Annotated in this window: 22 protein-coding genes and 1 rRNA gene; 7 read left to right on the forward strand and 16 right to left on the reverse strand. The window is 55.9% G+C overall.

Translation table 11 applies throughout. The features are described 5' to 3' along the window. The 4 genes from VF639_RS01590 to fdhD form a co-directional block, all read right to left on the reverse strand. Positions 1–99, reverse strand: a 16S ribosomal RNA gene (locus tag VF639_RS01590); the annotation flags it as partial. A gap of 756 nt (positions 100–855) precedes the next feature. Further along, entirely contained in the window at positions 856–3,432 is a 2,577-nt protein-coding gene (locus VF639_RS01595) for an FdhF/YdeP family oxidoreductase (protein WP_331144125.1), read from the reverse strand. Positions 3,433–3,581: 149 nt separating this feature from the next. After that, positions 3,582–3,914 (reverse strand): DUF7009 family protein, encoded by a 333-nt coding sequence (locus tag VF639_RS01600; protein ID WP_331144126.1) that lies wholly within the window; start codon positions 3,912–3,914, stop codon positions 3,582–3,584. Between the two features lie 181 nt (positions 3,915–4,095). Then, positions 4,096–4,959: a formate dehydrogenase accessory sulfurtransferase FdhD gene (gene fdhD / locus VF639_RS01605; RefSeq protein WP_331144127.1), complete on the reverse strand. Its 864-nt coding sequence runs from the start codon at positions 4,957–4,959 to the stop codon at positions 4,096–4,098. Between the two features lie 269 nt (positions 4,960–5,228). Here fdhD and moeB point away from each other — a divergent pair, with 269 nt between their 5' ends. From moeB to VF639_RS01620, 3 genes are all read left to right on the forward strand, one after another. After that, the gene (gene moeB / locus VF639_RS01610; RefSeq protein WP_331144128.1) at positions 5,229–6,347 is read left to right on the forward strand and encodes a molybdopterin-synthase adenylyltransferase MoeB; all 1,119 of its coding nucleotides are present in this window, start codon (positions 5,229–5,231) and stop codon (positions 6,345–6,347) included. Positions 6,348–6,514: 167 nt separating this feature from the next. After that, entirely contained in the window at positions 6,515–7,681 is a 1,167-nt protein-coding gene (locus VF639_RS01615; RefSeq protein ID WP_331144129.1) for a putative sulfate/molybdate transporter, read from the forward strand. A 372-nt stretch (positions 7,682–8,053) separates the two neighbouring features. Further along, a complete protein-coding gene (locus VF639_RS01620; protein WP_331144130.1) occupies positions 8,054–8,251 on the forward strand; it encodes a hypothetical protein in 198 nt (65 codons plus the stop codon). A 113-nt stretch (positions 8,252–8,364) separates the two neighbouring features. Here VF639_RS01620 and VF639_RS01625 read toward each other — a convergent pair whose 3' ends face one another. Both VF639_RS01625 and moaA read right to left on the reverse strand, forming a co-directional pair. Beyond that, the gene (locus VF639_RS01625) at positions 8,365–9,162 is read right to left on the reverse strand and encodes an alpha/beta hydrolase (RefSeq protein WP_331144131.1); all 798 of its coding nucleotides are present in this window, start codon (positions 9,160–9,162) and stop codon (positions 8,365–8,367) included. A gap of 20 nt (positions 9,163–9,182) precedes the next feature. After that, positions 9,183–10,199, reverse strand: a complete 1,017-nt coding sequence (gene moaA / locus VF639_RS01630) for a GTP 3',8-cyclase MoaA (RefSeq protein ID WP_331144132.1) — start codon at positions 10,197–10,199, stop codon at positions 9,183–9,185. Between the two features lie 192 nt (positions 10,200–10,391). Between moaA and VF639_RS01635 the strand changes: the two genes are divergently transcribed. Both VF639_RS01635 and VF639_RS01640 read left to right on the forward strand, forming a co-directional pair. Continuing rightward, positions 10,392–10,634 (forward strand): MoaD/ThiS family protein, encoded by a 243-nt coding sequence (locus VF639_RS01635; protein ID WP_331144133.1) that lies wholly within the window; start codon positions 10,392–10,394, stop codon positions 10,632–10,634. Positions 10,635–10,729: 95 nt separating this feature from the next. Beyond that, positions 10,730–11,149 carry a molybdenum cofactor biosynthesis protein MoaE gene (locus VF639_RS01640; protein ID WP_331144134.1) on the forward strand — a complete coding sequence of 140 codons (420 nt, stop codon included), beginning with the start codon at positions 10,730–10,732 and terminating at the stop codon, positions 11,147–11,149. Between the two features lie 4 nt (positions 11,150–11,153). Here the strand turns inward: VF639_RS01640 and VF639_RS01645 are convergent, their stop codons facing one another. The 3 genes from VF639_RS01645 to moaC form a co-directional block, all read right to left on the reverse strand. Next, entirely contained in the window at positions 11,154–11,372 is a 219-nt protein-coding gene (locus VF639_RS01645) for a hypothetical protein (RefSeq protein ID WP_331144135.1), read from the reverse strand. Between the two features lie 227 nt (positions 11,373–11,599). After that, positions 11,600–12,784, reverse strand: a complete 1,185-nt coding sequence (locus VF639_RS01650) for an NTP transferase domain-containing protein (RefSeq protein ID WP_331144136.1) — start codon at positions 12,782–12,784, stop codon at positions 11,600–11,602. Then, positions 12,774–13,262: a cyclic pyranopterin monophosphate synthase MoaC gene (gene moaC, locus VF639_RS01655; protein ID WP_331144137.1), complete on the reverse strand. Its 489-nt coding sequence runs from the start codon at positions 13,260–13,262 to the stop codon at positions 12,774–12,776. The genes VF639_RS01650 and moaC overlap by 11 nt, the downstream gene beginning before the upstream one ends. Positions 13,263–13,503: 241 nt before the next feature. Between moaC and VF639_RS01660 the strand changes: the two genes are divergently transcribed. Both VF639_RS01660 and VF639_RS01665 read left to right on the forward strand, forming a co-directional pair. Further along, the gene (locus VF639_RS01660) at positions 13,504–14,757 is read left to right on the forward strand and encodes a molybdopterin molybdotransferase MoeA (protein ID WP_331144138.1); all 1,254 of its coding nucleotides are present in this window, start codon (positions 13,504–13,506) and stop codon (positions 14,755–14,757) included. 196 nt (positions 14,758–14,953) lie between these two features. Continuing rightward, positions 14,954–15,382: a hypothetical protein gene (locus VF639_RS01665; protein WP_331144139.1), complete on the forward strand. Its 429-nt coding sequence runs from the start codon at positions 14,954–14,956 to the stop codon at positions 15,380–15,382. A 69-nt stretch (positions 15,383–15,451) separates the two neighbouring features. Here the strand turns inward: VF639_RS01665 and VF639_RS01670 are convergent, their stop codons facing one another. The 7 genes from VF639_RS01670 to VF639_RS01700 all read right to left on the reverse strand — a co-directional run bounded on the left by VF639_RS01670 (position 15,452) and on the right by VF639_RS01700 (position 21,366). After that, the gene (locus VF639_RS01670) at positions 15,452–15,895 is read right to left on the reverse strand and encodes a putative signal transducing protein (protein WP_331144140.1); all 444 of its coding nucleotides are present in this window, start codon (positions 15,893–15,895) and stop codon (positions 15,452–15,454) included. Positions 15,896–15,993: 98 nt separating this feature from the next. After that, positions 15,994–16,134 (reverse strand): MFS transporter small subunit, encoded by a 141-nt coding sequence (locus VF639_RS01675; protein ID WP_331144141.1) that lies wholly within the window; start codon positions 16,132–16,134, stop codon positions 15,994–15,996. A 44-nt stretch (positions 16,135–16,178) separates the two neighbouring features. Continuing rightward, positions 16,179–17,576: an L-lactate MFS transporter gene (locus VF639_RS01680; protein WP_331144142.1), complete on the reverse strand. Its 1,398-nt coding sequence runs from the start codon at positions 17,574–17,576 to the stop codon at positions 16,179–16,181. A gap of 210 nt (positions 17,577–17,786) precedes the next feature. Beyond that, the gene (locus tag VF639_RS01685) at positions 17,787–19,325 is read right to left on the reverse strand and encodes an N-acetylmuramoyl-L-alanine amidase (RefSeq protein ID WP_331144143.1); all 1,539 of its coding nucleotides are present in this window, start codon (positions 19,323–19,325) and stop codon (positions 17,787–17,789) included. Positions 19,326–19,404: 79 nt separating this feature from the next. Further along, positions 19,405–19,944, reverse strand: coding sequence for a hypothetical protein (locus VF639_RS01690; RefSeq protein ID WP_331144144.1), 540 nt, complete (start codon positions 19,942–19,944; stop codon positions 19,405–19,407). A gap of 107 nt (positions 19,945–20,051) precedes the next feature. Beyond that, positions 20,052–20,636, reverse strand: coding sequence for an energy transducer TonB (locus VF639_RS01695; protein WP_331144145.1), 585 nt, complete (start codon positions 20,634–20,636; stop codon positions 20,052–20,054). Between the two features lie 250 nt (positions 20,637–20,886). Continuing rightward, positions 20,887–21,366, reverse strand: coding sequence for a tetratricopeptide repeat protein (locus tag VF639_RS01700; RefSeq protein WP_331144146.1), 480 nt, complete (start codon positions 21,364–21,366; stop codon positions 20,887–20,889). Between the last annotated feature and the right edge of the window lie 145 nt (positions 21,367–21,511).

Raw genomic sequence — 21,511 nt, forward strand, 5'->3', positions numbered from 1 at the left:
CCCGTGCGCCACTAGTGGTATTGCTACCACCCGTTCGACTTGCATGTATTAGGCCTGCCGCTAGCGTTCATCCTGAGCCAGGATCAAACTCTCCATTGTATAATGTACTACTTATCTCTCCCGAAGAAGAAACGATGTCGAAGGCTGATCCTGCTCACTATTTGACGTTGTCGTCTTTTAATTCGTGTGCTTGGTTTCTATATGTATGCTAGCTAAATCAATGAAGACAAGCTTGCAAACACTTACCATTTGTTTGTCTCAAACATTCAAAGAACGTATGCCCCTCTCGTTAGAGGAACCGTGTGGGAGCTATTTCTAGCGCTCTTTCGTACTGCTTTACCGAGCGTCGTTTCGTTCGGGGTTGCAAAGGTAAGAAGGATTTTTCGATCTGCAAGAAATTTTGAAAAAAAATATTTTTCCGTCTTTTCTTCCCTCAAGTCTTCTCAACGCCTCCTATCGAAGCGGGGTGCAAAGATACTATGTGCTTTGCCTACTTGTCAAGAGGCACAGCAAAAAAAGTTTTGTTTTTCTTGCCGCCTTTCGTGTTTTGTCACTTCCTATTGAAGCGGGGTGCAAAGATACTACCCCTTGCTATGAAAGCAAGGGGTAGTATTACATTTCACAAAAGAATTTTCAAAAAAACGCTTCGTTTCGCCTTTGAAACCTGATTATCAGCTTGTTCTTATCACAACGTTCTGGTAAGAATCATCATGCAGTACAAAGTCTGATACCATTCTCTAGTTGTAAAAAGCGGCACTAGGCTTTGTGGCTCGTTGATTACCCTTGAAAGTCAAGGAGTTAGCTCACAAACTATGCTACTCTAATCATAGATAGGCGCTGCAACTTCTGCGCATCCTATACCTCGGCTGCAATCTGTGCTGGCCGATGAACTCCTGTTTTTTCCTTGGCCGCGACTACGGTCACTACTACATACTTAGAGGTAGGCGTGTTGCTGACTTCTGCCACGCTCGAGATAGGCACTAGCGGGTTAGCTTCAGGGAAATAGGCCGCTACGTTTCCCCTAGGGATATCGTAAGGGACGGCGATGAATTTTTCTACTGTGCGCTGTTCGCCTTCGAAATGACTTGTTATATCTATTAGGTCTTTGGCTTTGAGGCCACGATCAGCAATATCTTGGGCATTCATGAAGAGGACTCGCCGCTCGTTGTGGATGCCGCGGTACCGGTCGTTGTATTCGTAAATGGTGGTGTTGAATTGATCATGGCTACGTACTGTCATTAATACCAGCTGGCCGGGTTCAAGGGTGTGCTTGGTTAACTTGGTGGACGTGAAGTTGGCTTTGCCATTTTTGGTGGTGAACTTCCGTTCACGGGGACCATTAGGCAAATAGAAGCCACCGGGACGACGAAGCTTCTCGTTGAAACTCTCGAAGCCGGGGATAACGCGGGCAATATGGTCTCGGATGACGTCGTAGTTTTCGGTCATGGCCACCCAATCAGTGGTGGTTCGGTCGCCGAGCGTGGCAATGGCGACGCCACTGATAATGGCTACTTCACTAAGCATTTCACCAGCAAGGGGAACCAGGATGCCTTTGTTCTGACTCACAACACCCATCGAGTTTTCGCAGGAGGTCATTTGGTGACCGGCGCGTTGCATGTCTACGTCGGCGTGGGTGAAGCATGGGAGGAGCAAGCTGGTTTTGCCGGTGACTAGGTGGCCGCGGTTGAGTTTGGTGCCCACGAATACGGTGAGGTTCTGCTTGCGCATACCCTCAGCAATCAGCTCGGTATCGGGGCCGGCGGCTAGCAGGTTGCCCCCGAGGCTGAAGTAGACTTTCGTTTTGCCTTCGACCATGGCCTTGATGCTTTCCACTACATCAAAACCGTCTTTGCGGGGAGCGGAAAATTTGAACTCCTTTTCTAGGGAATCAAGGAATTCTTTGCTTACCCTTTCCCAAATGCCCATCGTTCGGTCGCCTTGCACGTTGGAGTGGCCGCGGACGGGGCAGGTGCCGGCGCCAGGCTTCCCGATTGCGCCCTTCATTAACTGTAAGTTGACAATTTCTTGGATGGTTTGCACGCCGTTTTTTTGCTGCGTGACCCCCATAGCCCAACAGGTGATAATCTTCTGCTTGGTGGCAATGATGTTAGCGGCTTCCAGCAGTTGAGTCTTGGAAATACCGCTTACCTCCTCGATGTCTTCCCAACTGGTGTTGCGGATATTTTGCTCGAACTCTTCGAAGCCGGTGGTGTATTTCTCTACAAACGGCCGGTCCACTACTTGGCCCGGGTTTACGTCTTCGGCCTCGAACAAGTGCTTCATGATGCCACGCAACAGAGCCATGTCACCGTTGACGCGCACTTGTAGGTAGAGGTCGGTGATTGGGGTGCCATCGCCCATTAGTGCGCCTAGCGCCCTGAGGGGGTTCATGAAGTCCTGCGGGTTCTTGAAGTGATTGAGGCCGGCCTCGATGAGGGGATTGACGCTGATGATTTTGGCGCCGTTGCGCTTGGCCTTCTGCAGGGCCGTGAGCATGCGCGGGTGGTTGGTGCCGGGATTCTGACCGATGATGAGAATGACTTCGGCCTCGTGAATATCATTAAGCGTGACGGAGCCTTTGCCTAAACCCAAGGTCGGGCTGAGGGCGGAACCACTGCTTTCGTGGCACATGTTGGAGCAGTCGGGCAGGTTGTTGGTGCCGAACTCGCGGACGAATAGCTGGAACAGGAAAGCCGGTTCGTTGGGCACTTTGCCGGAGGTATAGAACACGGCCTCGTCGGGGGAAGCTAAGGCGTTCAGCTCATCGGCTACGATCTGGAAAGCCTCGGGCCACTCAATCTTGATGTAGTAATCGGAGCCAGGGCGCTTGACCAGGGGGTGCGTTAGGCGGCCGGTATTGTTTTGGTCTCGGTCGGTGAGGCGGGAAAGCTCGGCGAGGGTGTGTTGGGCGAAAAACTCGGGACCGGCAGACCGATCGTCAGCGTCGGAGGCGGTGGCTTTGGCGCCGTTTTCGCAGAACTCGGCTACCGAACGGTGCTCGTCGGGGTCGGGCCAGGCGCAGCTGGAGCAGTCGAAACCGTCCTTTTGGTTCATGGCCAGCAAGCCGCGGGTGCCCCGGTTCACGCCGCCTTCAGCCCAACTAAACTGCATGGACTTCACCACGGCCGTAATACCAGCGGCTATTTTGGCGCGGCCTTCGAGGCGCAGACCGGTTAGCTCTTCAGGCGGTTGGGCCAAGATGGGGAACAGGTACTTGGCATTGGCCGTCTCGGGAGCCGGTATGTGACGCGTGGGTGCATTCGCACTGGCTTCGTGCTCGGCCATAGTTGGGTTGTCGGAATTGGTGTGGTAGTGGTCAGGCGCGGGTGCCTCGCCCTGACTAGGACGCTCGCCACTTTTGGGGGCGTTGCTGGCTTTTTGCTCTTGCTTCTGGCCAGCTTGGCTTGGGTCGGTGTTGGGAGAATCTTCCATGGCTTGACGATGAGGAACGGTGGGAATTATTATGAGAAGTTAGAGCAATCGTTCTGGTGGAAGCCTCCCCTAGACCTTTCTCTTAGGGAAGAGAGTGGCCGAACCCGCCCTCTCTGCTTGCTTTCGGTGGCGTACTGTGCTATAAGTTGTTAGTGCTTACAGCCGAGGTCTTTCTCTACTAATATATGTACCACCTGGTTGTCGGCAACCTCTACAACACCGCTCAAGCTTACCTCGTCGGAAGAAGTCCAGGCATCGGCAACGGGAACAGGCAGGCGCACTACCACTCGCCCCGACGTGTAGGAAACGCTAGGCGTTGAGCCAGTGGCAGTTTCGTCGCGCTGGAGGGCGTAAATGAACCGGTCGGATACTGAGACGCCAAGCGGCACCACCGTTTCGAGGCGGCCGACTTGGTGGAACTCGGTTACTTCTTCGGGGGAAAGCCGGAGGCGGAGGGAATTGTCTTCGATGCGGAGCTTCATTTCATTTAACAGTTAACATTTAATTATTTATCATGCTACCGTTTGGCTGGAATGTTAAAATGACGCTTGACGAGTTGCGGAAGGAATTTAAAGCTGATTCACCAGGCAAACAGCTTTAAATATGTCTTGCTGAACTTGGACAGCTGAAATTTAAAGGCTGAAAATTGTTAAATGTTTATTGTCAACTGTCTTTCAGCCGCCATTCGTGGGAGTAGACGTTGTAGCGGTTTTGCCGCACGAAGCCGCAGACGGTCATGCCAAAGTCGCGGGCCGCTGAGACGGCGAGGGAGCTAGGTGCCCCTACTGCGGCCAGTACGGCAATGCCGGCTACGGCCGCTTTTTGCACCAGCTCGAAACTGACGCGGCCACTTAGCAGCAACACGTGTTGGTGCAGCGGCAGCCATTCTTGCAGGAAGGCGGCGCCTATTACTTTGTCGAGGGCGTTGTGGCGGCCTACGTCTTCGCGCAGCAGAAGCAACTCACCTTCCGGCGAAAACAACGCGGCGGCGTGCAGGCCACCCGTTTGCTCGAACAAGGCTTGGGCTTCCCGTTGCTTGGCTGGTAGCTGATGAATAACGCCAGGGTGGACGTAGGGGCCGTTGGGGGGCAGCACAGGACAAGAGGCAGCGTGCACAGCGTCGATGCTGGTTTTGCCACAGACGCCGCAACTGCTGCTGGTGTAGAAGTGGCGCTCGAGGCGGGGCAAGTCAAGAGTGGAGGTGGGGGCTAGCTCGGCTCGAACTACGTTTTCGCGCTCTTCCGCTTTCTTCACATCAGGGCAATAGAGGACGCCGTGCAGGTCCTGGCGGGTGCGGATGAGACCTTCGGTGAGCAGGAAGCCAGCGGCCAGTTCGAAGTCGTGGCCGGGGGTGCGCATGGTGATGGAGAGGGTCCGGTGTTCCCGCTGGCCCGTGGGCCCGTAGCCGACCCGGATTTCCAGAGGCTCTTCTACGGCCAGCACGTCGGAGGCCGTGGCGACATCGGCGCCCTGCACTTTGCGCACGGTTGCGTACTCGTAGCTAGTGGGAGGTAGGAAGGCGTTCAATTAGAAATTATGAATTAAGAATTGAGAGGACTTGTGAGTTCTTTTGGCTTTAGACACTTATCTTTTAGTTGTGGCGTACATGGCAGGGTTTGATCTGCTTGAGCTTAACTGGCTCTGTGTCTAGCCGCATGCTGGTTTGACCTAAGGCCCGGATTGGTTGTTTAACCTTGTGCTGTAGGTAGAAGTTCTAGTTAAACCTGATGCCCTCCACTCTTTGACTTGCTCCAATTTTTAATTTATAACTTCTAATTCTTAATTCACCCCTTCCCGTGCTTACCTCTGAAGAACGCAACCGTTACCGCCGCCACTTGCAGCTACCCGAGGTAGGGGAAGCTGGCCAGCTACAACTCAAAAATGCCCGGGTGTTGGTGGTGGGAGCGGGCGGACTTGGCTGCCCGGTGCTGCAATACCTGGCGGCAGCCGGAGTGGGCACGCTCGGCATTGTAGATGCCGACAAGGTGGAGACGAGCAATTTGCAGCGCCAGATCCTGTATGGCCCGCGTGACTTGGGGCAGTTCAAAGCCGAGGTAGCAGGCCGGGCTGTGCGGCAGCTCAACCCGCTGATACGGACCGAAGTGCACATTTGCCGCGCTACGTTGGGCAACGTACGCGAGCTGATAACCAAATATGATGTGGTGGTAGATGGCTCCGACAACTTCCCGACGCGCTACTTGCTCAACGATGCCTGCGTGAGCTTCAACAAGCCGTTGGTATCGGGTGCTATTTACAAGTATGAAGGCCAGGTTTCGGTGTTCAACTACCAAGGAGGCCCCACCTACCGCTGCTTGTTTCCGCAGCCGCCTTCGGGCCGGGAAGCGCCTAACTGTGATACGACCGGCGTGCTTGGGGTGCTACCGGGTTTGATTGGAACAGCACAGGCCGCGGAGGCGCTGAAGCTGGTACTTGGCATTGGGGAAGTGCTGAGCGGACGCCTGTGGGTGCTGGATGTGCTGTCGTTTCAAACCCGAACGGTGAAGTTTGCGCGGCGGCCCGAGTCGGCGGCTATCAACCTCCAAACGGCTAACCCAACCGATTACGCCGACCTGTGCAGTGTAGGCGTAAACGCTATTTCGGCGGCGGAGCTACAGTTGCAGATTGAGTCGGAGCACGCACCGTTTCTGCTGGATGTGCGCGAGCCAGATGAGTTTCATACCAAGCACTTACCAGGCGCCACGCTGCTGCCTCTGAGCAGTTTAGGTAAAGGAGTTAATTCCATTCCGCGCCATCATCCGGTGGTGGTATACTGCCGCTCGGGCCGCCGCAGTACGCAGGCTATTGAGCGACTACAAACCGAGTTCGGCTTCGCCAATCTGCTTAATCTGGATGGCGGAATTGAGGCATGGGAGGAATTAGAGGTTACTTCGTTGAGTAGCGGAGTAGCGGAGTAATCGGTTAGGTCCATTCAAACAACATGTTCTGTTGCTCACTGTCCTTACGCCATCGTGGGGTGATGCTAGGAACTCTGTGGAGCGGTTCGTATAACCACTCCGCCTAGCTACGTAGTATCCCCTACTCCGCTACTCCGCTACTCCGTTACTCAGTCACGCTATATCGTATGCCTCTTACCGCTCCTACCCTACCTACTCGCCCGCGCCTGCGCTTCGACCGAAACGAACTGGCGGGTGCTGTAGGCGACTTGGGTACCGACCTGCCGCTGCTGATTGGGGTGCTGGCCGCTTCGGGCGCCGATAGTGCCGGGGTGTTGGTGATGTTTGGGCTGATGCAGGTGTTTTCGGGGCTTTGGTACGGCATGCCGATGCCGGTACAGCCACTCAAGGCGTTTGCCGCGCTGGTGATTGCGCAGAAGATTCCGGGCCGGGTGATTTACGGAGGCGGACTGGCCATTGGGGTGAGCATGTTTCTGCTTTCGGTTACGGGCCTGATTGACGCGCTGGCCCGGCTGGTACCGAAGCCCGTGGTGCGCGGCATCCAGTTCGGGCTGGCCTTGCAGCTAGCGACGCTGGCCCTCAAGGAATATGTGCCCGCCGACGGCCTGCCGGGCTACGCGCTGGCGGCAGCTGGCTTTGTGGTTACGGTGGTACTGCTTGGTAACCGCCGCTGGCCGGCTGCCCTCATCGTTATTGCTTTGGGAGTAGTCTACGCCCTTATCTTCAAGCTTGACTTGGCTACTGCCCAACGGGCGGTTGGCTTGCATCTGCCTTCCTGGCACACGCCCGCCATGGCCGACATTCTTACCGGTGCCGTGCTGCTGGCGCTGCCCCAAATTCCGTTGTCGCTCGGCAACTCCATACTGGCTACCAAGCAGATAGCGCACGATTATTTCCCAGAACGCAACCTGTCGGTGAAGCAAATCAGCTTTACGTATGCCCTGATGAACCTGGTGAACCCCTTTTTGGGTGGATTTCCGGTTTGCCACGGGTCGGGAGGTATGGTGGGGCACTATGCGTTTGGGGCGCGTACCGGGGGGTCGGTAGTGCTGTATGGAGTGCTGTTTTTGGTGTTGGGTTTGTTCTTCAGCCAAGGTTTCCAGCAAGTGGTGCAGATATTTCCGTTGCCCATTCTAGGGGTGCTGCTCTTGTTTGAATCGTTGACCTTGGCGGCGCTTGTCCGTGACCTAGTGGCAGACAGGGCTGGCCTGCTGCTGGCGCTGCTCACGGGCCTGCTATGCGCGGGCTTGCCCTATGGCTATTTAGTAGGCCTGCTGACGGGCACAGTTTTGCACTACGCCATGCAACGCGGGTGGGTAGGTATTGGGAAGTAGAGCAGGTGCCTTTCAGGTACTGAATAGTTTCGATAGCCAAGCAAACAACAAGTTGGGAAATACCGCTAGCAGATTCTGCTGGCGGTGATTTCAACTATACTGGCGTAATATCTTATAAACAGAATATTCATGCTCGTTCATTTGCTTTTTTCGTATATTCTATCAACTAATATTTTTAGTTAACGAAGGTCTTACGAATCTAGTATCTTCGCTTATTGCCTACCTTAAACCTACGTGTTTGTATCAAAAACAGCGTTTTACAAGTACGTACATAGCGGACTAAAATTACGTATTTATCATATAATGGGGGGGGGAGTATTTTTGTTGATATTGCAGTATAATAATGCGCCTCGTCATTCCCCTACTGCACCTATGAATACGCCCACCTTTTCCTTTCTTGAAAACAAAGAAAAGCGCCAGTACGCTGTTGCGTGGGCGTTGCGCTTTGCTCAAAACACGCCCCTAGATCCTAGCCCTTACGAGCGGGCACTACTCACCCGTTTCGTCGATGGCAACCTGACTATTGACCAGGTGCTAGAGCAATTAGAACAGAGTCCCACGGAAGGCTAGAATTTTTAGCAGCCCCACTCAGATACCGTTCTGGCATCTTGGCGGCATGAGAAAGAAGCTGCCAGGATGCCGAAATAGAATAGTGTACCGTTGAAGGAAACTTGCCTTTTGTCTTATTGACTCAAAATGGATTGCACCGCTTCCTGGTATTCCGGGTTGCTGGTCATGTTGTTATGGCCGGCACCCGCTAGCGTGATAAACTGATCCTTGGGTTTCAGTGCCGCTTTCAGTTGCAACGTCAGCTGGTAGTCGATAACCTCGTCCTGGTCGCCGTGAAAGACAATGACGGGCGCTTTAACACGGGGCAGCACTTTGTCGGTGGCCAACGGATAGCGCACCACAAACCTGGGTATCCAGGGGTAGTAGTGCCGGGCCATGGCGCGCATACTTGGGTAGGGCGCTTGCAAAATCAGTAGTTTGGGTTGATGCTGAGCCGCCAGCCAGGCCGCCGCGCCGGTTCCCAACGAATAGCCGAGCACTACCACCTGGTTTTCGGGATAATGGGTAAGCAATTGCTGATACACCGTTTCCACGTCGCTAAGAAACTGTTTCTGGCTTTGAATTTGGCCACCGCTTTTACCGTAGCCGCGGTAGTCGAGCAGAAACACGTCGTAGCCGAGGCGCGTGTAAAGCGGGGCTACTTCGCCCCAACTATCGAGGGCGCCGCCATTGCCGTGCAGGTAGAAGATGAGGCCTTTCGGAGAATTGGCGGGAAACAGTAAGCCATGCAGCTGGGTGCCGTCCGCCGCCTTGATCCACTGCTCCTGAAACGGCTCCCGAAATGGAAATTGGTAATTCTTGGCCAGCTTTTGAGGAAAGAACAGCAGCCGCTCCTGCTGGAAATACAGCAGCACACAAACGCTCAAATAAAGCAAGCCAGCCAAGGCGAGCAAGGCAATAAGAAACTTCATGGGCTATGCTGGTCGGGAGGCTACCCCCCAATGGTGGACATCGACTCGAAGCTGAGCTGGTGCAAAGGGCGCTGGCGTTCGGCTTCAAATCCGTTGGCCGCCCGGTGCTGGAACGCCGACGTAAGCGCCATCACAATTTCGGCATCCGACGAGCCGTTGCGGAGCAGCGCCCGAATGTCGAGCACGCCTTGGTCGTAGAGGCAGGTTTTGAGGCCGCCCTCGGCCGTGAGGCGAATCCGGTTGCAGGTACCGCAGAAGGTGCGCGAGTAGGCGGCAATAATGCCCACGCGGCCCAAGTGCCCGGCTATCTTGTAGTCGGCAGCCGTGGCGCCAGCGGGCCCGACCAAAGGCGTAAGCGTACCGAAATGCTCTTCCAGATGCTCCCGGATGCGGCGGTGGTTCCACGGCAACGTGGCCGGGGTGGCCGCGTGGCTCCCCCCGTTGAACGGCATCTCCTCGATAAACCGCACGTCCACGGGCAGCTCGCGCGTCAGTTCGGTCAGCGGCACGATGTCTTCGATGTTCTGCCCGTCCATCACCACTGCATTGATTTTGACCTGGATGCCCGCCGTGAGCAAGGCATAGAACGTGTCCATAACGCGGGGCAGCTCGTCGCGGCGGGTGATGCGGGCAAAACGAGCCCGGTCCAGGGTGTCGAGGCTCAGGTTGACGGCCTTTACGCCGATGGTTACCAAGTCGGGGACGTAGGGGGCCGTCAGGACGCCGTTGGTGGTTAAACTAAGGTCGTCGATGCCGGGCAGAGCGGCCAAGCGGGCCATGAAGGGCACTAGGTCGCGCCGCACAAACGGCTCACCGCCGGTTAGGCGCACTTTGCGCACGCCTAGCTTGGCCAGCAGGCCTACCAGGCGCTCCATTTCTTCGTAGGTCAGCAGCTCCTGCTTGGGCATGTACTTGATGCCTTCTTCGGGCATGCAGTAAAAGCAGCGCAGATTGCAACGGTCCGTTACGGCTAGCCGCACATATTCGAGCGGCCGACCGTGATTATCATACAAAACAGACGAAGCAACAACGGACATACAAAGTAATAATTACGCGAATTTCAGGGTTTCAGCAAGGCCGACGCAGACTTAACGTTTTTTTCAGAAAAACAGTCATTCTTCCTGCGCCTGCGTAAATCGGGCTTGGCAGCCTTCGTTGCTAGCTTCGTGCCTCACATAACCAGATGCCTCTGCATCCGGTTTGTTTTCGCATACTGAATATCGAACGACATGAACCTGAAAATAGCGCTTTTTGGCATCGCCAAAGAAATAGTAGGCCAGTCGGTGCTGGAAGTCAGCGCCCCGGAAGACCAGCCGGTGCAGCAGCTACTCGAACAGCTCCGCACGCAATATCCGGCTTTGGGCCAACTCAGCAGCTTAGCCGTAGCTGTCAACAACGAGTACGCCGAAGATACGCAGCTCCTGCACGAGCGCGACGAAATTGCGTTAATTCCGCCGGTGGCCGGAGGGTGATATTTGATTAAGAATTATAAATGAAGAACTGACAGGCGAAAACAGTTAGGAAGTTCTTCATTCCTCTTTCTTCACCCCTCCTTCCTTTTTGTCTTTTGATTACTATCGACCTCACTGACCAGCCTATCGACGTAGCCGCTGCCTTGCAACTCGTGCAGGCTGATGGCGCCGGGGCGGTTAACACGTTTATTGGTACGGTTCGCAACAAGAGCACCGGCCGCCCCGTCGTGCGCCTGGAGTATGAGGCCTACGACAGCATGGCGCTGCACCAGTTGCGCAAAGTAGCCATGCAGGCGCAGGAGCTGTGGCCCATGCTCGAAAACGCAGTGGTTATCCACCGCAAAGGCACCCTGCAAATCGGCGACGTGGCGGTGGTGGTAGCCGTTTCAACCCCGCACCGTGCCGAAAGCTTCGCCGCCTGCCAGTACATCATCGACACCCTGAAGCAAGTGGTGACTATCTGGAAGAAAGAATTTTACGAGGACGGTGACGTGTGGGTGGCGGCGCACCCGTAGGTGGCTAAGTGCCTTTCTCAATTAGCTGCACGGTACGCAACGCGTAGCGCCCCTCGTGCCGTACCACTGAGTCGGCAGTAACCCGGTAGCCGTTGTCAGCGGCCGACCACCAGCCCGCGAGTTTGTGGGTTTGGCGGTCTACTTGCTCGAAATTTAAGTTTTGGGCCGGAGCAGCCGTACCCACTCCCAAAACTAGGGCCACACCAAGATAAAACAGCTTCATATACTGAACACTGAAGTTGTTTAAGAAGTCGTGAAACAGTCATGCTGAGCTTGTCGAAGCATCTCTACTGCTTCGTTAGTGCCCTTCAACGAAGCAGTAGAGATGCTTCGACAAGCTCAGCATGACTGTTTGGGAGTGCGTTAAAGCACTCCCTAAACAGCTTCATTGTCAAGAAGATGCGCCAAGGTTGCAAATCCATCTTGACTTTGCAGTACTATTCTAAAATACTAAGCTTTAGGTCCTAATTCTTGCGCGGCAGCTTCTCGCTGTTCGGGGGTATTGATGTTCCGCAGCTCGGCCGGCGCGGGCGGTGGCAGCAACTCAATATCGGAGTTGATAAGGGCCTTGCGGGGGCAGGAGTAGCCTAAGCTCAGGAAGCGCAACAGCGTAGGGTAGCTGCGGGGCTCCCAGATAGTGATAAGCGGTTCGGGCCACTCGTTTTCGGGACTGCGGTAAGCTGTGGCCATACGCCCGGCGTGGCGGTGTGCCAGCAAGTGACGCAAGGTTGCCTCGGTTAGGAATGGTAAGTCGCAGGCGACTACCAGCCAAGCCGCATCGGGGTCTTGCTGGAAAGCCGACAGCAAGCCGCTCATGGGCCCTAACCCAAGAAACGTATCAGGCAAGGGCGCGAGGCCAGCCGCTTCGAGTTCCGCTACTTGGTCGGGGCGGCAGGAAACAAGGACGTCTTCGCAGAACGGAGCCAACAGCGCGGCGGCGTAGGCCCGCTGTTCCTGCTGGCCGTGGTACGTCAAGCGGCTTTTGTCTTCACCCATGCGCTGGCTCTTGCCACCCGCCAGCACCAAGCCCCGCACATGCGGGCGCTGCTGCTGCCACTCCTGCGATACTGCCGCGGCAATGGCTTCGGTATCGGCCAGCGCGAGCTGCGGTATGATGGCTTCCTGCAGATGCTCGCGCAGATAGTCCGGCAGTTCCGTCACGCCTTCCGGCAGTAAGATCAGGCGCACGTCGGTAAGGCGGTCCAGCTTTTTCTGGAGCGGCTTGGCGGGGTCGAGGATAATGATTTGCTGGCGGGCGAGGAAGTGGTTGCCGTTGACCAGGACTAGGCTTTGGTGCTGCAGCCACTCTTGCTGCGCAAACTTATCGACATCGCGGCGCAGGTCGAGACGGCGAAAGGTGATTTTGTCGGTTAGTTCGGCGCTGGCACCGGCTTGCAGTATGGCGTCGGCGCCACCCGTGCCGCCTTGGGCAGCATCGGCGCCGGCGGCGTGGTCGGCATCTACGTAGGCCACGCGTAGTACGGGCTCTAGGTGAGGCAAAAGGCGGGTTACCAGCTCTTTGATTCGGCCGCAGGGAGCACCTAATATGGCTAGCTCGTGGCGGCTGAATTCGCCAATAGCAGGACGGGCAAGTTGGGCGTGTTTGCGGTGCGGGGTGGGCGTGTCAGTCGGCATGATGGAAGTCTTGTTTGCCACCGGTCTTGCTGAGCAGCCGGGTTTCCTGGATAACGATGTTGTGCGAGAGAGCCTTACACATGTCGTAGATGGTAAGGGCTGCTACCGAGGCGCCGGTCAGGGCTTCCATTTCTACGCCGGTTTTGCCGGTTACGCTGGCGGTGCATTCGATGAGCACCGCGTCGGGCACCTGCACTTCTATACGCACCTGGCAGTCGTCGAGGCCCAGGGGGTGGCAAAGCGGAATTAGCTCTGAAGTGCGTTTGGCGCCCATGATGCCCGCCAGGATGGCTGTTTGGAACACCGGCCCTTTGCGGGTTGGTAGGTCGCCGTCTTGCACCAAAGCCAGAATTTCGGCGCCTAGCACCACGCGGCTACGGGCCCGTGCCACGCGACGGGTGGCGGTTTTGGCGCCCACGTCCACCATGGCGGGTTGGCCAGCGGCGTTGAGGTGAGTGAGCTTAGAAGATTCAGACATAAAAAACAAAGGTAACTTACGGTTTGTAGGCTTTGAAGCTTACGCCGTCAGCAGTGGCGGACAGGCTTGCCGGTTGAAGAAAATACTGGCCCCGACACTACGAGAAGGAAGTCAGCAAGGGCGCAACTGTGTTGAGGTGGGAGAAGATGCTAGCCCGGACACACATTGTTTAACTAAGTACGGGTACTTTCGGTTGACGGCGCAAGCTTTACTGCCTACAAAGCTTACGTTACATTTGCCTATGCTCTCCGTAGAAGAAGCCACCCGCCGCGTCGCGGCCACCATTCGCCCTTTGCCACCCGAGTTCCTGGCGTTGCCCCTGGCTGCCGGCCGCATCCTGCGCGAGGACCTGCACGCCGACCGCGACTTTCCCCCTTTCAACCGGGTGGCCATGGATGGTATTGCGGTGCGCTTCGCCGCCTTCGAAACTGGTCTAACTGAATTCCGAATCGAGCGCACCCAATTTGCCGGCCAAGTTCCCACCCCCCTCCTCGACCCACACGCCGCCACCGAAATCATGACCGGCGCCATGCTGCCTGAGGGCACCGACACGGTAATCCGCTACGAAGACCTAACCTTTCGCACCGACGAGGCCACCGGCCACCGCTTTGCCACGGTGCAGGCACTGCCGCCCCAAGCCGGCCACAACGTGCACCCCCGCGCCGCCGACCGGCACCAAGGCGACCTGCTGCTACCCGCTGGCACCCACTTAGGCGCCGCCGAGTTGGCTGTAGCTGCCACCATCGGGGCTACCACGGTAGCCGTAACGCGCCTGCCCCGAGTAGCAGTAGTAAGCACCGGCGACGAGCTAGTACCCATAGCCGAGCGCCCCCTCCCCCACCAGATTCGCCGCTCCAACGCCCTGATGCTACAAGCCGCCGCCGAGCAGGCCGGCGCCATTACGCAGACGTTTCACTTCAACGACGATGTGGCCGTGCTGCAAGAAAGCCTGCCGGCCTTACTCGCCGAGTTTGATGCGGTTATCTTGAGCGGAGGCGTATCGAAAGGCAAAGCCGATTTCCTGCCGGAAGTGCTGCGCGAACTAGGCGTGGAGCAGATTTTCCATGAAGTGCAGCAGCGGCCCGGCAAGCCGTTCTGGTTTGGGGAGAAGCCAGGAGGCGCAGTAGTATTTGCGCTGCCCGGCAATCCAGTATCCACGTTCGTGAATTTCTATCGGTACGCGCGGCCCTGGCTGCTTGGGGTGCAGCAGTCTACTACCTCGTTCGAAACGGGCTCTATACCTGCCGTGCTGGCAACGGAGGTCAGCTTTCGCCCCAAGCTCACGCATTTCCTGCTGGTGCGGCTAGAATACTCAAGCAGCGGCCAGCTACTGGCCCACCCGGAGCGCGCCGGCGGCTCCGGCGACCTAGCTAGCCTACTGACCAGCAATGCGTTTCTAGAGTTACCGCCTGAACAAGAGCTATTTCCGGCTGGCACGATACTGCCTGCTTGGCGTTTTCGGTGCGGTGCAGTACTTGCCACTAAAGCAGTGTAGCCCACACGGGTCTAAGTCACAAGAAATTGATACGACAGTACCATTATTGTACGCAAAATTTTTGTGGTAATTCCGATACTCAGCTTGTAACAAACATTATGTTCATCAACTTTTTCAAGAAAGAGGGGAAGCTACGATAGATTGTTCGTTAGCTTTCAGTCCTATTGTTGAACATGATAATTTTTGAGAAACAGCTATGCGCCTAACTCGCAATTTTGAGGACGCAACTGCTTATTTGGACCTTGACCTGCATACGATATGTAGGTATAACACGGACCGGCAGGTGGTTGGCTGGTATAAGCTGATCGGCAGTACGCCCACGATTCTATTTGTTGAGGCTGATGCCCTATTTCTGACGTTTGGCAACTTGAGCCAGAGAATAAATGATTTCTGCTCAGTCACGCTGAGCGAGAAGAACAACCTACTAGGTCGCTTTCAGCTCTTCCAGGGGCATGATCTTGTAATCGAATACTGCTACTCTAAAGCGGAAGACTATTCAAGGATTTCTCCTTTCGAGTACTTAGAGGAGGAAGATAGCGACTGGGGGATGTTTGTGCAGAGAATAATTAACCAAAAACCAGCAAGACAGGCTTTTCTGTCCAATTTAACTGGTATCCCGGCCTAACGCGAAATACGAAACTACGTGTGCTTATTCTTGTCGTATAAGTAAACGTTATGTCAAGCAGCATCCGCCCTACTCAACTGCTCCACTTCCCTCGCTCTCGAAATCTAGTCCGCACTGGAAGCAGTGGCACTGTGGCTTTTCCGGGGCCATGATCCAGAGGCGGAGTTTGGTGAGCAGGCTGTCGTTGGGCTCGGGCAGTTGGCGACACACCACGTCGGTGTGATGGCAGCGGGGGCAACGGGCCACTTCCGCCGACGCGTCTGATTCGTCGGTGACGGGCAGGGCTTGCATGGCCACTTGGTTGGGGTAGAGTAGTTCTTGGGCGGCGGCAAGGTCGCGGCGGCGCACATGCAGACGTACCCCGCCGGAAATGGGGCCGTAAGGTCGATTCTCGTTGCTGATAAAGCAGGGAATATCGGCCGCTTCCAATTGGTTTTTAGCCAGATGTGCCGATATGGCATTGGCAAATGACGCCAACTGGATAATGGATTCGTCGGCAGGCTGGTCGGTCATAAAGCAACAGGTTTCAGACAAAACAAAAGAAGCACTCAAATGAGTGCTTCTTTCATACAGTATCTATTTTATTATTGGCAGCCCGACCTTAACCAGCGTCATTTAAACAGCGCCAACGCCTTAATAAACGTTTGGGTGACGCCCCAGGCCAGCGGAATGCCGACAAACAGCCAGGCCACTGCCAGCGAAACACCAGAGCTAGGCGTAGCATCTGGCGTGTTAGAAGAAGTATGTTCCATGAAGTGAATTGATTACAAATGAATAACAAACCACCAGCGGCTGCTTAAGCCGCGACTTTTTTAGCAGCTTCCTTCTCGAAGTACTTTTCCGCCACAGGCCGCACCAGGAAGTTGGCAATCAGCCCGACTACCAGCAGCGCCGCCATGGTGTAGAACACCGACTGATAGGCGGCGGCCCCGGTCAGTCCTTTGTCTTTAGCATTGCTGTGCAAGTAATTCACAATCACCGGTCCCAACACGCCAGCCGTACTCCAGGCCGTGAGCAAGCGGCCGTGAATAGCGCCGACCTGCATCTTGCCAAACAAGTCCGACAAATACGCTGGAATGGTCGCGAAGCCGCCGCCATACATGCTCAAAATCACGCAGGCCACCACCACGAAGAGCGTAAGCTGCGCACCTGCCCCGAGCGTGGGTACCAGAGCGTACAGCAGAATGCCCAAGCCGAAGTAGATGGCATAGGTGGTTTTGCGCCCCATCTTATCGGAAGCCGACGACCAGAAGAAGCGGCCCAGCAGGTTGAACAAGCTCAGCAGGCCCACGAAGCCCGCCGCGGCGGCAGCCGTTACGCCCCGCCCGGCCCCTAGGGCCGCATCGGAAAAGGTTTCCTGAATGAGGGGCGACGCCGTTTCGAGGACGCCGATGCCGGCCGTCACGTTCATGCACAGCACCACCCACAGCAACCAGAACTGCGGCGTCTTGATGGCGTTGTCGGCCGTGACGTTGCCAGTAGTAATAAGTGCGTTATGTTCATTGGAGGGCACATAACCCGCCGGCTTCCAGTCATCGGCCGGCACCCGAATGCTCCAGACGCCGAACTGCATGAACAGCAGGTAAATCAACCCCATGACCAGAAACGTGGGCGCAACGCCCTGGGGAGCCGAGTCCTTGAACCGGTCCATGAGGGCTACGGCCAGCGGCGAGCCTATCATGGCCCCACCCCCGAACCCCATGATGGCCATGCCCGTGGCCACTCCGCGCCGGTCGGGGAACCATTTGATCAGGGTGCTAACCGGCGAGATGTAGCCGATACCTAATCCAATGCCACCCACAAAACCATAGCCGAAGTACACCAGCCAAATGCTGTGCAGATGCACACCCAAGGCAGCAATAAAGAAGCCGCCCCCAAAGCACAGTGCCGAAGCCATCATGGCTTTGCGCGGCCCTACCCGCTCCAGCCATTTCCCGAAAATTGCCGCCGACAGTCCAAGCAACACAATGGCAATCGAGAAAATAACTCCTAGTTGCCCAGGCGTCCAATCAGTGGGGCCCGGCGCGTCGGGGTTGCCGCTAATGAGGGCGCCCAGCGGCTTCTTGAACACGCTGAAAGCGTAGGCTTGGCCAATAGCCAGATGGATGGCTAGCGCGGCGGGTGGCACCAGCCAGCGGTTGTACCCCGGACCGGCCACGGTGCGGCTACGGTCCAGTAAAGATGCTTCTGCCATGCGAATCGGTGGGTTTAGTTAGAGATACCAAGAACAGTTCCTCTCAGAAAAGCGGCTTAAGTACTAAGCTTAACTGAGAATGAGGAAGATATCGGCTTTCTACGCCGAATATATTTAAAAGCCCAACTATTTTTTGCTAAAAAGCTATAGCCAGCGCTCTTCCAAGCATTTCGTTTCGTGTACGTACCCTTATTACGCTTCGCTAGCGCATTATTTCTCTTCTGTGGCCGCTTGTTTTAGCAGCCAGCCGCGGAAGCCTTTCGCGCGGTTTTGCTTCAAAAAATTCTTGATGCCGCGCGTCATGGCCTGGGCCATTTGTTGTTGAAAAGCCGGATTGATAAGGCGCTGCTCGTCGGCGGGGTTAGAGACGAAGGCCGTTTCCACCAAGGCGTTGGGATATTCAGTGGGCCCGTTCAAGCCGAAGTTGAAATTGCCGACCAGCCCCCACCCCGCCAAGCCGGTGCTTTGCATTTGCTCATAGAGGGCAGCAGCCAGCGGCCGGAAAGCCACGTAGCGGTAGAAAGCACTGGTCCCCTGTATGGTTGTGTTACTCGCCGAGTTGACATGGATGCTCACCAGCAAAGCCGGCCGTCGCCGCCGCAACAGCCTCGCCCGGTAACTGATTTCGGCGCTGACATCCGCTTCGCGAGTCATAACCACACGGGCGCCGGCCCGTTCCAGCTCTTGGTGCAGCTTCTGAGCTATAGCCAGCGTCAGGTCTTTCTCGCGGGCGCCGCTGGCTCCTGTGGCCCCCACGTTGGTACCACCGTGTCCTGCATCGACGGCGACAAGCAGGCCCCGCAACCGCAGCTTGGCTGGTGGGCGCGCCACCTGCACCACCAGCCTATTGCCTCGGTAGCCGAGGTGGTAGCCCCAACTTTGGCGGTGCCGCAGCGGCAATACCAGCCGAAACACATCGAGTTGAGGCTGCTCGTAGTACACGGCTCCTAGCTCCTGCAAGCCGGTGCGCTGCGTTATCCAATTGGTGTTAGACGTAGCACCAAACACATCCACCACCAACCGCGTCGGATTCTGCAGGATCTGTGAACGGTAAGGCAACCTGGCACTCAGCGGCACCCGCACATAATCATACAGCGAATCACCTTGCACGCTCCAGGAGCCGGTGAGCGAGGTAGGCACGAATCCTCCGGGGGGCAGGAGCTGCACCACCTCCTGCGGTACCCAGGCTTGCTGGCTGGCAGCCAGCTGCACCCGATACAAGTCACCGACCCGGCCCGTAAGGTGCAGTACCACCAACGAATCGAGGTAGCCGATTTTGGCGCCACCCAACCGGTCTTCGCCCAGGCCATAGTTCAGATACGCCAACGACGTGCGGGTTACAGCTAGCTGAGGCTCACTCGGGTTAAGAAACCGCACGGTGTTTTTACTGAACCCGACTTCCAGCACACTATCCGGTGAAAATACCTGCACCTCAATCGGCCGGTCGTGCAAAGTATCGCCAGGCTGCACCACGTAAGTACCCTGGTAGATGCCGCTCTTGCCTTGGGCTTGGGTTGGGTTCAGCTCAACCATGGGCTGCCCATTAAGAAACGTAGCGCGTACGCCGGGTTGGGCCGTGAGGCGCACTTGCAGCCGGTCGCCGGGGCTCAGCCACTGATTGGCGGTTGGTACGGTTTCAACCGCAGAAATAAGCGGTGGAAAGGTTGGCGTTTGCGCCTTGGCAGTAGTCAGTAATGCGGCGTTGCTAATAAGCAGCGCCCAGGTCAGGTGTAATACGTACTTCAACATAGGTTTTATCGGGCCACAACTTCCTAAACGCAGAAGCCCCGCTCGGGGCGGGGCTTGGCGTCATAAAGTAAGCTGTTCCTTATCGTGCTTTCACGGCGTCGCTTAAATCTTTCACGTCGCGGCGGGTTTCAAGGCCCGTAAACTCGGTCTGTAAAGCCCGGATGTGTAACTCGTCGCGGCCTTTGATGTCGAGGCGGATGGCCCGGAATTGCGCGTTAAGGCGGCGGCTGATAGCGGTAGCATAGTCCCAGTCGCGCTGCGTCCATTCCCGGTGCCGGGCCCGCACCTGCTGCATAAATTGCACAAAGGCGGGCTCAATAGTGGTGGGCGTCAGCTGCTCGACAGCAGCATAGCGGCCCAGCAGCTGATTGACGAAGGTAGCGGTAGCCGCCTCGTTGAGGGGCTGACGAGTACGGGCGCGAGAAGCAGAGTCGAAGCGAGCGGCGCGGCGGCCGGCTACGCGTAGCTTGGCCGCTGCCCGGTTGGCAGCCGTATCAAGCTTGCGGGCTTCCTGCCGCACTATTTCCTGCCGCTCACGCGGAGTAGAGTCGCAGGCGGTCAGTGAGAGGGCTATGAGGTATGCAGTTGCCACTTGGCGGAGCGTGAGGAACGGTTTCATGGCTCCAATGTACGCAACCCTGGTAGGTTAAGGCAGAGAAAGTAAGTAACAACACGTGAGTTCAGGCCTATAGGCTCAAAGCGTACCGCGCAACTCGTTGCAACTCTTTATTGAGCCTTCTGCAACCGGAACGTGAAAGGCAGCTGATAGATTACCGGAACGGGCTTACCAGCCAAACGAGCAGGTATCCATTGGGCTGGAATGCTCTGACAGAGGCGCAATGCTTCTTCATCACAACCGCCGCCGATACCGTTTAGCACCTTATGTTTTGAAGCATGGCCCAAAGTATCAATAGCAAATTCGACCAGAACTCGGCCTTGAATATTGCGATTTTGCGCTTCCTGAGGATACGTCAGCTTGCTCATTAACGTGGCCAATACGGCATCACCACCGATATAAAGAGGTGGCTGCTCCACGTTCGTACGAGTCCACTCGCCTGGCTTTAACTCAGCCTCATAGGGCTTGTCTTCGATAGGGCGAAAGAAAACCAGCTTTTTGGCTGTGTGGTCATACCGTTGCACTATCACTTGGCGACCGTCGCGGGTGTAGCTATAGTACTCCCACACTCCGATCTTCTGGCCTTTCTCCATCATGCCACTTTCAAATTCGGTGGTGCGTTGCTTTTGAGCTTGCGCTGATGAGCTTAACCCTAACAGGATTGTCATTACCAACAGTGCATACAGGTGTTTCATAGAGTAGGTGGGATGAGGTCGTTGCAGCTGCTATGGGGGGAGGTAGCGAGACTACAAAGAGTAATTTTTTATTATTTTAATACAAATTCTGACTGTTACTCCTGAAATGCTAATCTGCTGATCATTTCTCTTATTCCACTTAAAATCAACTACTAAAGCGAATCGCAACTCATGACAGAGAATAGCGTACAGGAATAAAGCTCCGGAAATATACAAATAGTAAAATAATAACACAATAGCAATCCGCGAATTACTCCTCCGACTCGCTCAATCGGTCGCGTAACTCGCGGAGTTGGCTTTGCAGACCCGGCCAATGCGGACAAAGCTGCTCTAACCGCAGCAGCACTCGTAGCAGGCCTCGGTCATCGGTGAGGGTCCGGAGCATGCTGGCCCAGCCCGATAAAGCCCCGAAGTGCCGCGGCTCCCGGCGCAACGTTTCGCGCACATCATCCAGGGAAGCGCGGTACTCGCCCCGTAGGTAATACGCCGTAGCCCGCTTGTTCCAGCCTTCGGCATAAGCTGGCTGCAGTTCAATGAGCTTGGTAAAGTCAGTTATGGCTTGCGTGTAATTGCCAGCCGATAAGGCCCGCATGCCTGCTTCAAGGTGTTTGTCTAGAACATGTTCGCCCGGAGTAAGCCAAAATTGCCAAATGCCGTTTTGCAGGGTTTCTATTTCAGTCGGCGTTGTGGCTTCCCGCAGGCGCACAAACAGCTCGTCAAGGGTTGACATAGTGGAGAGGTAAGTGAAAATGAAACCAGCGTGCTAAAAGCGTGGTGCAACGTCTCTCTTTGTACGAAAGCCTAGTGATTCGTATTGAACACCAACTCCTCGGGAAAGAAATTCTTGTGTCGCGCTCCGGCCCACGGGCTTGTTC

It is taken from the genome of Hymenobacter sp., from assembly GCF_036387835.1.
Classification (GTDB): domain Bacteria; phylum Bacteroidota; class Bacteroidia; order Cytophagales; family Hymenobacteraceae; genus Hymenobacter.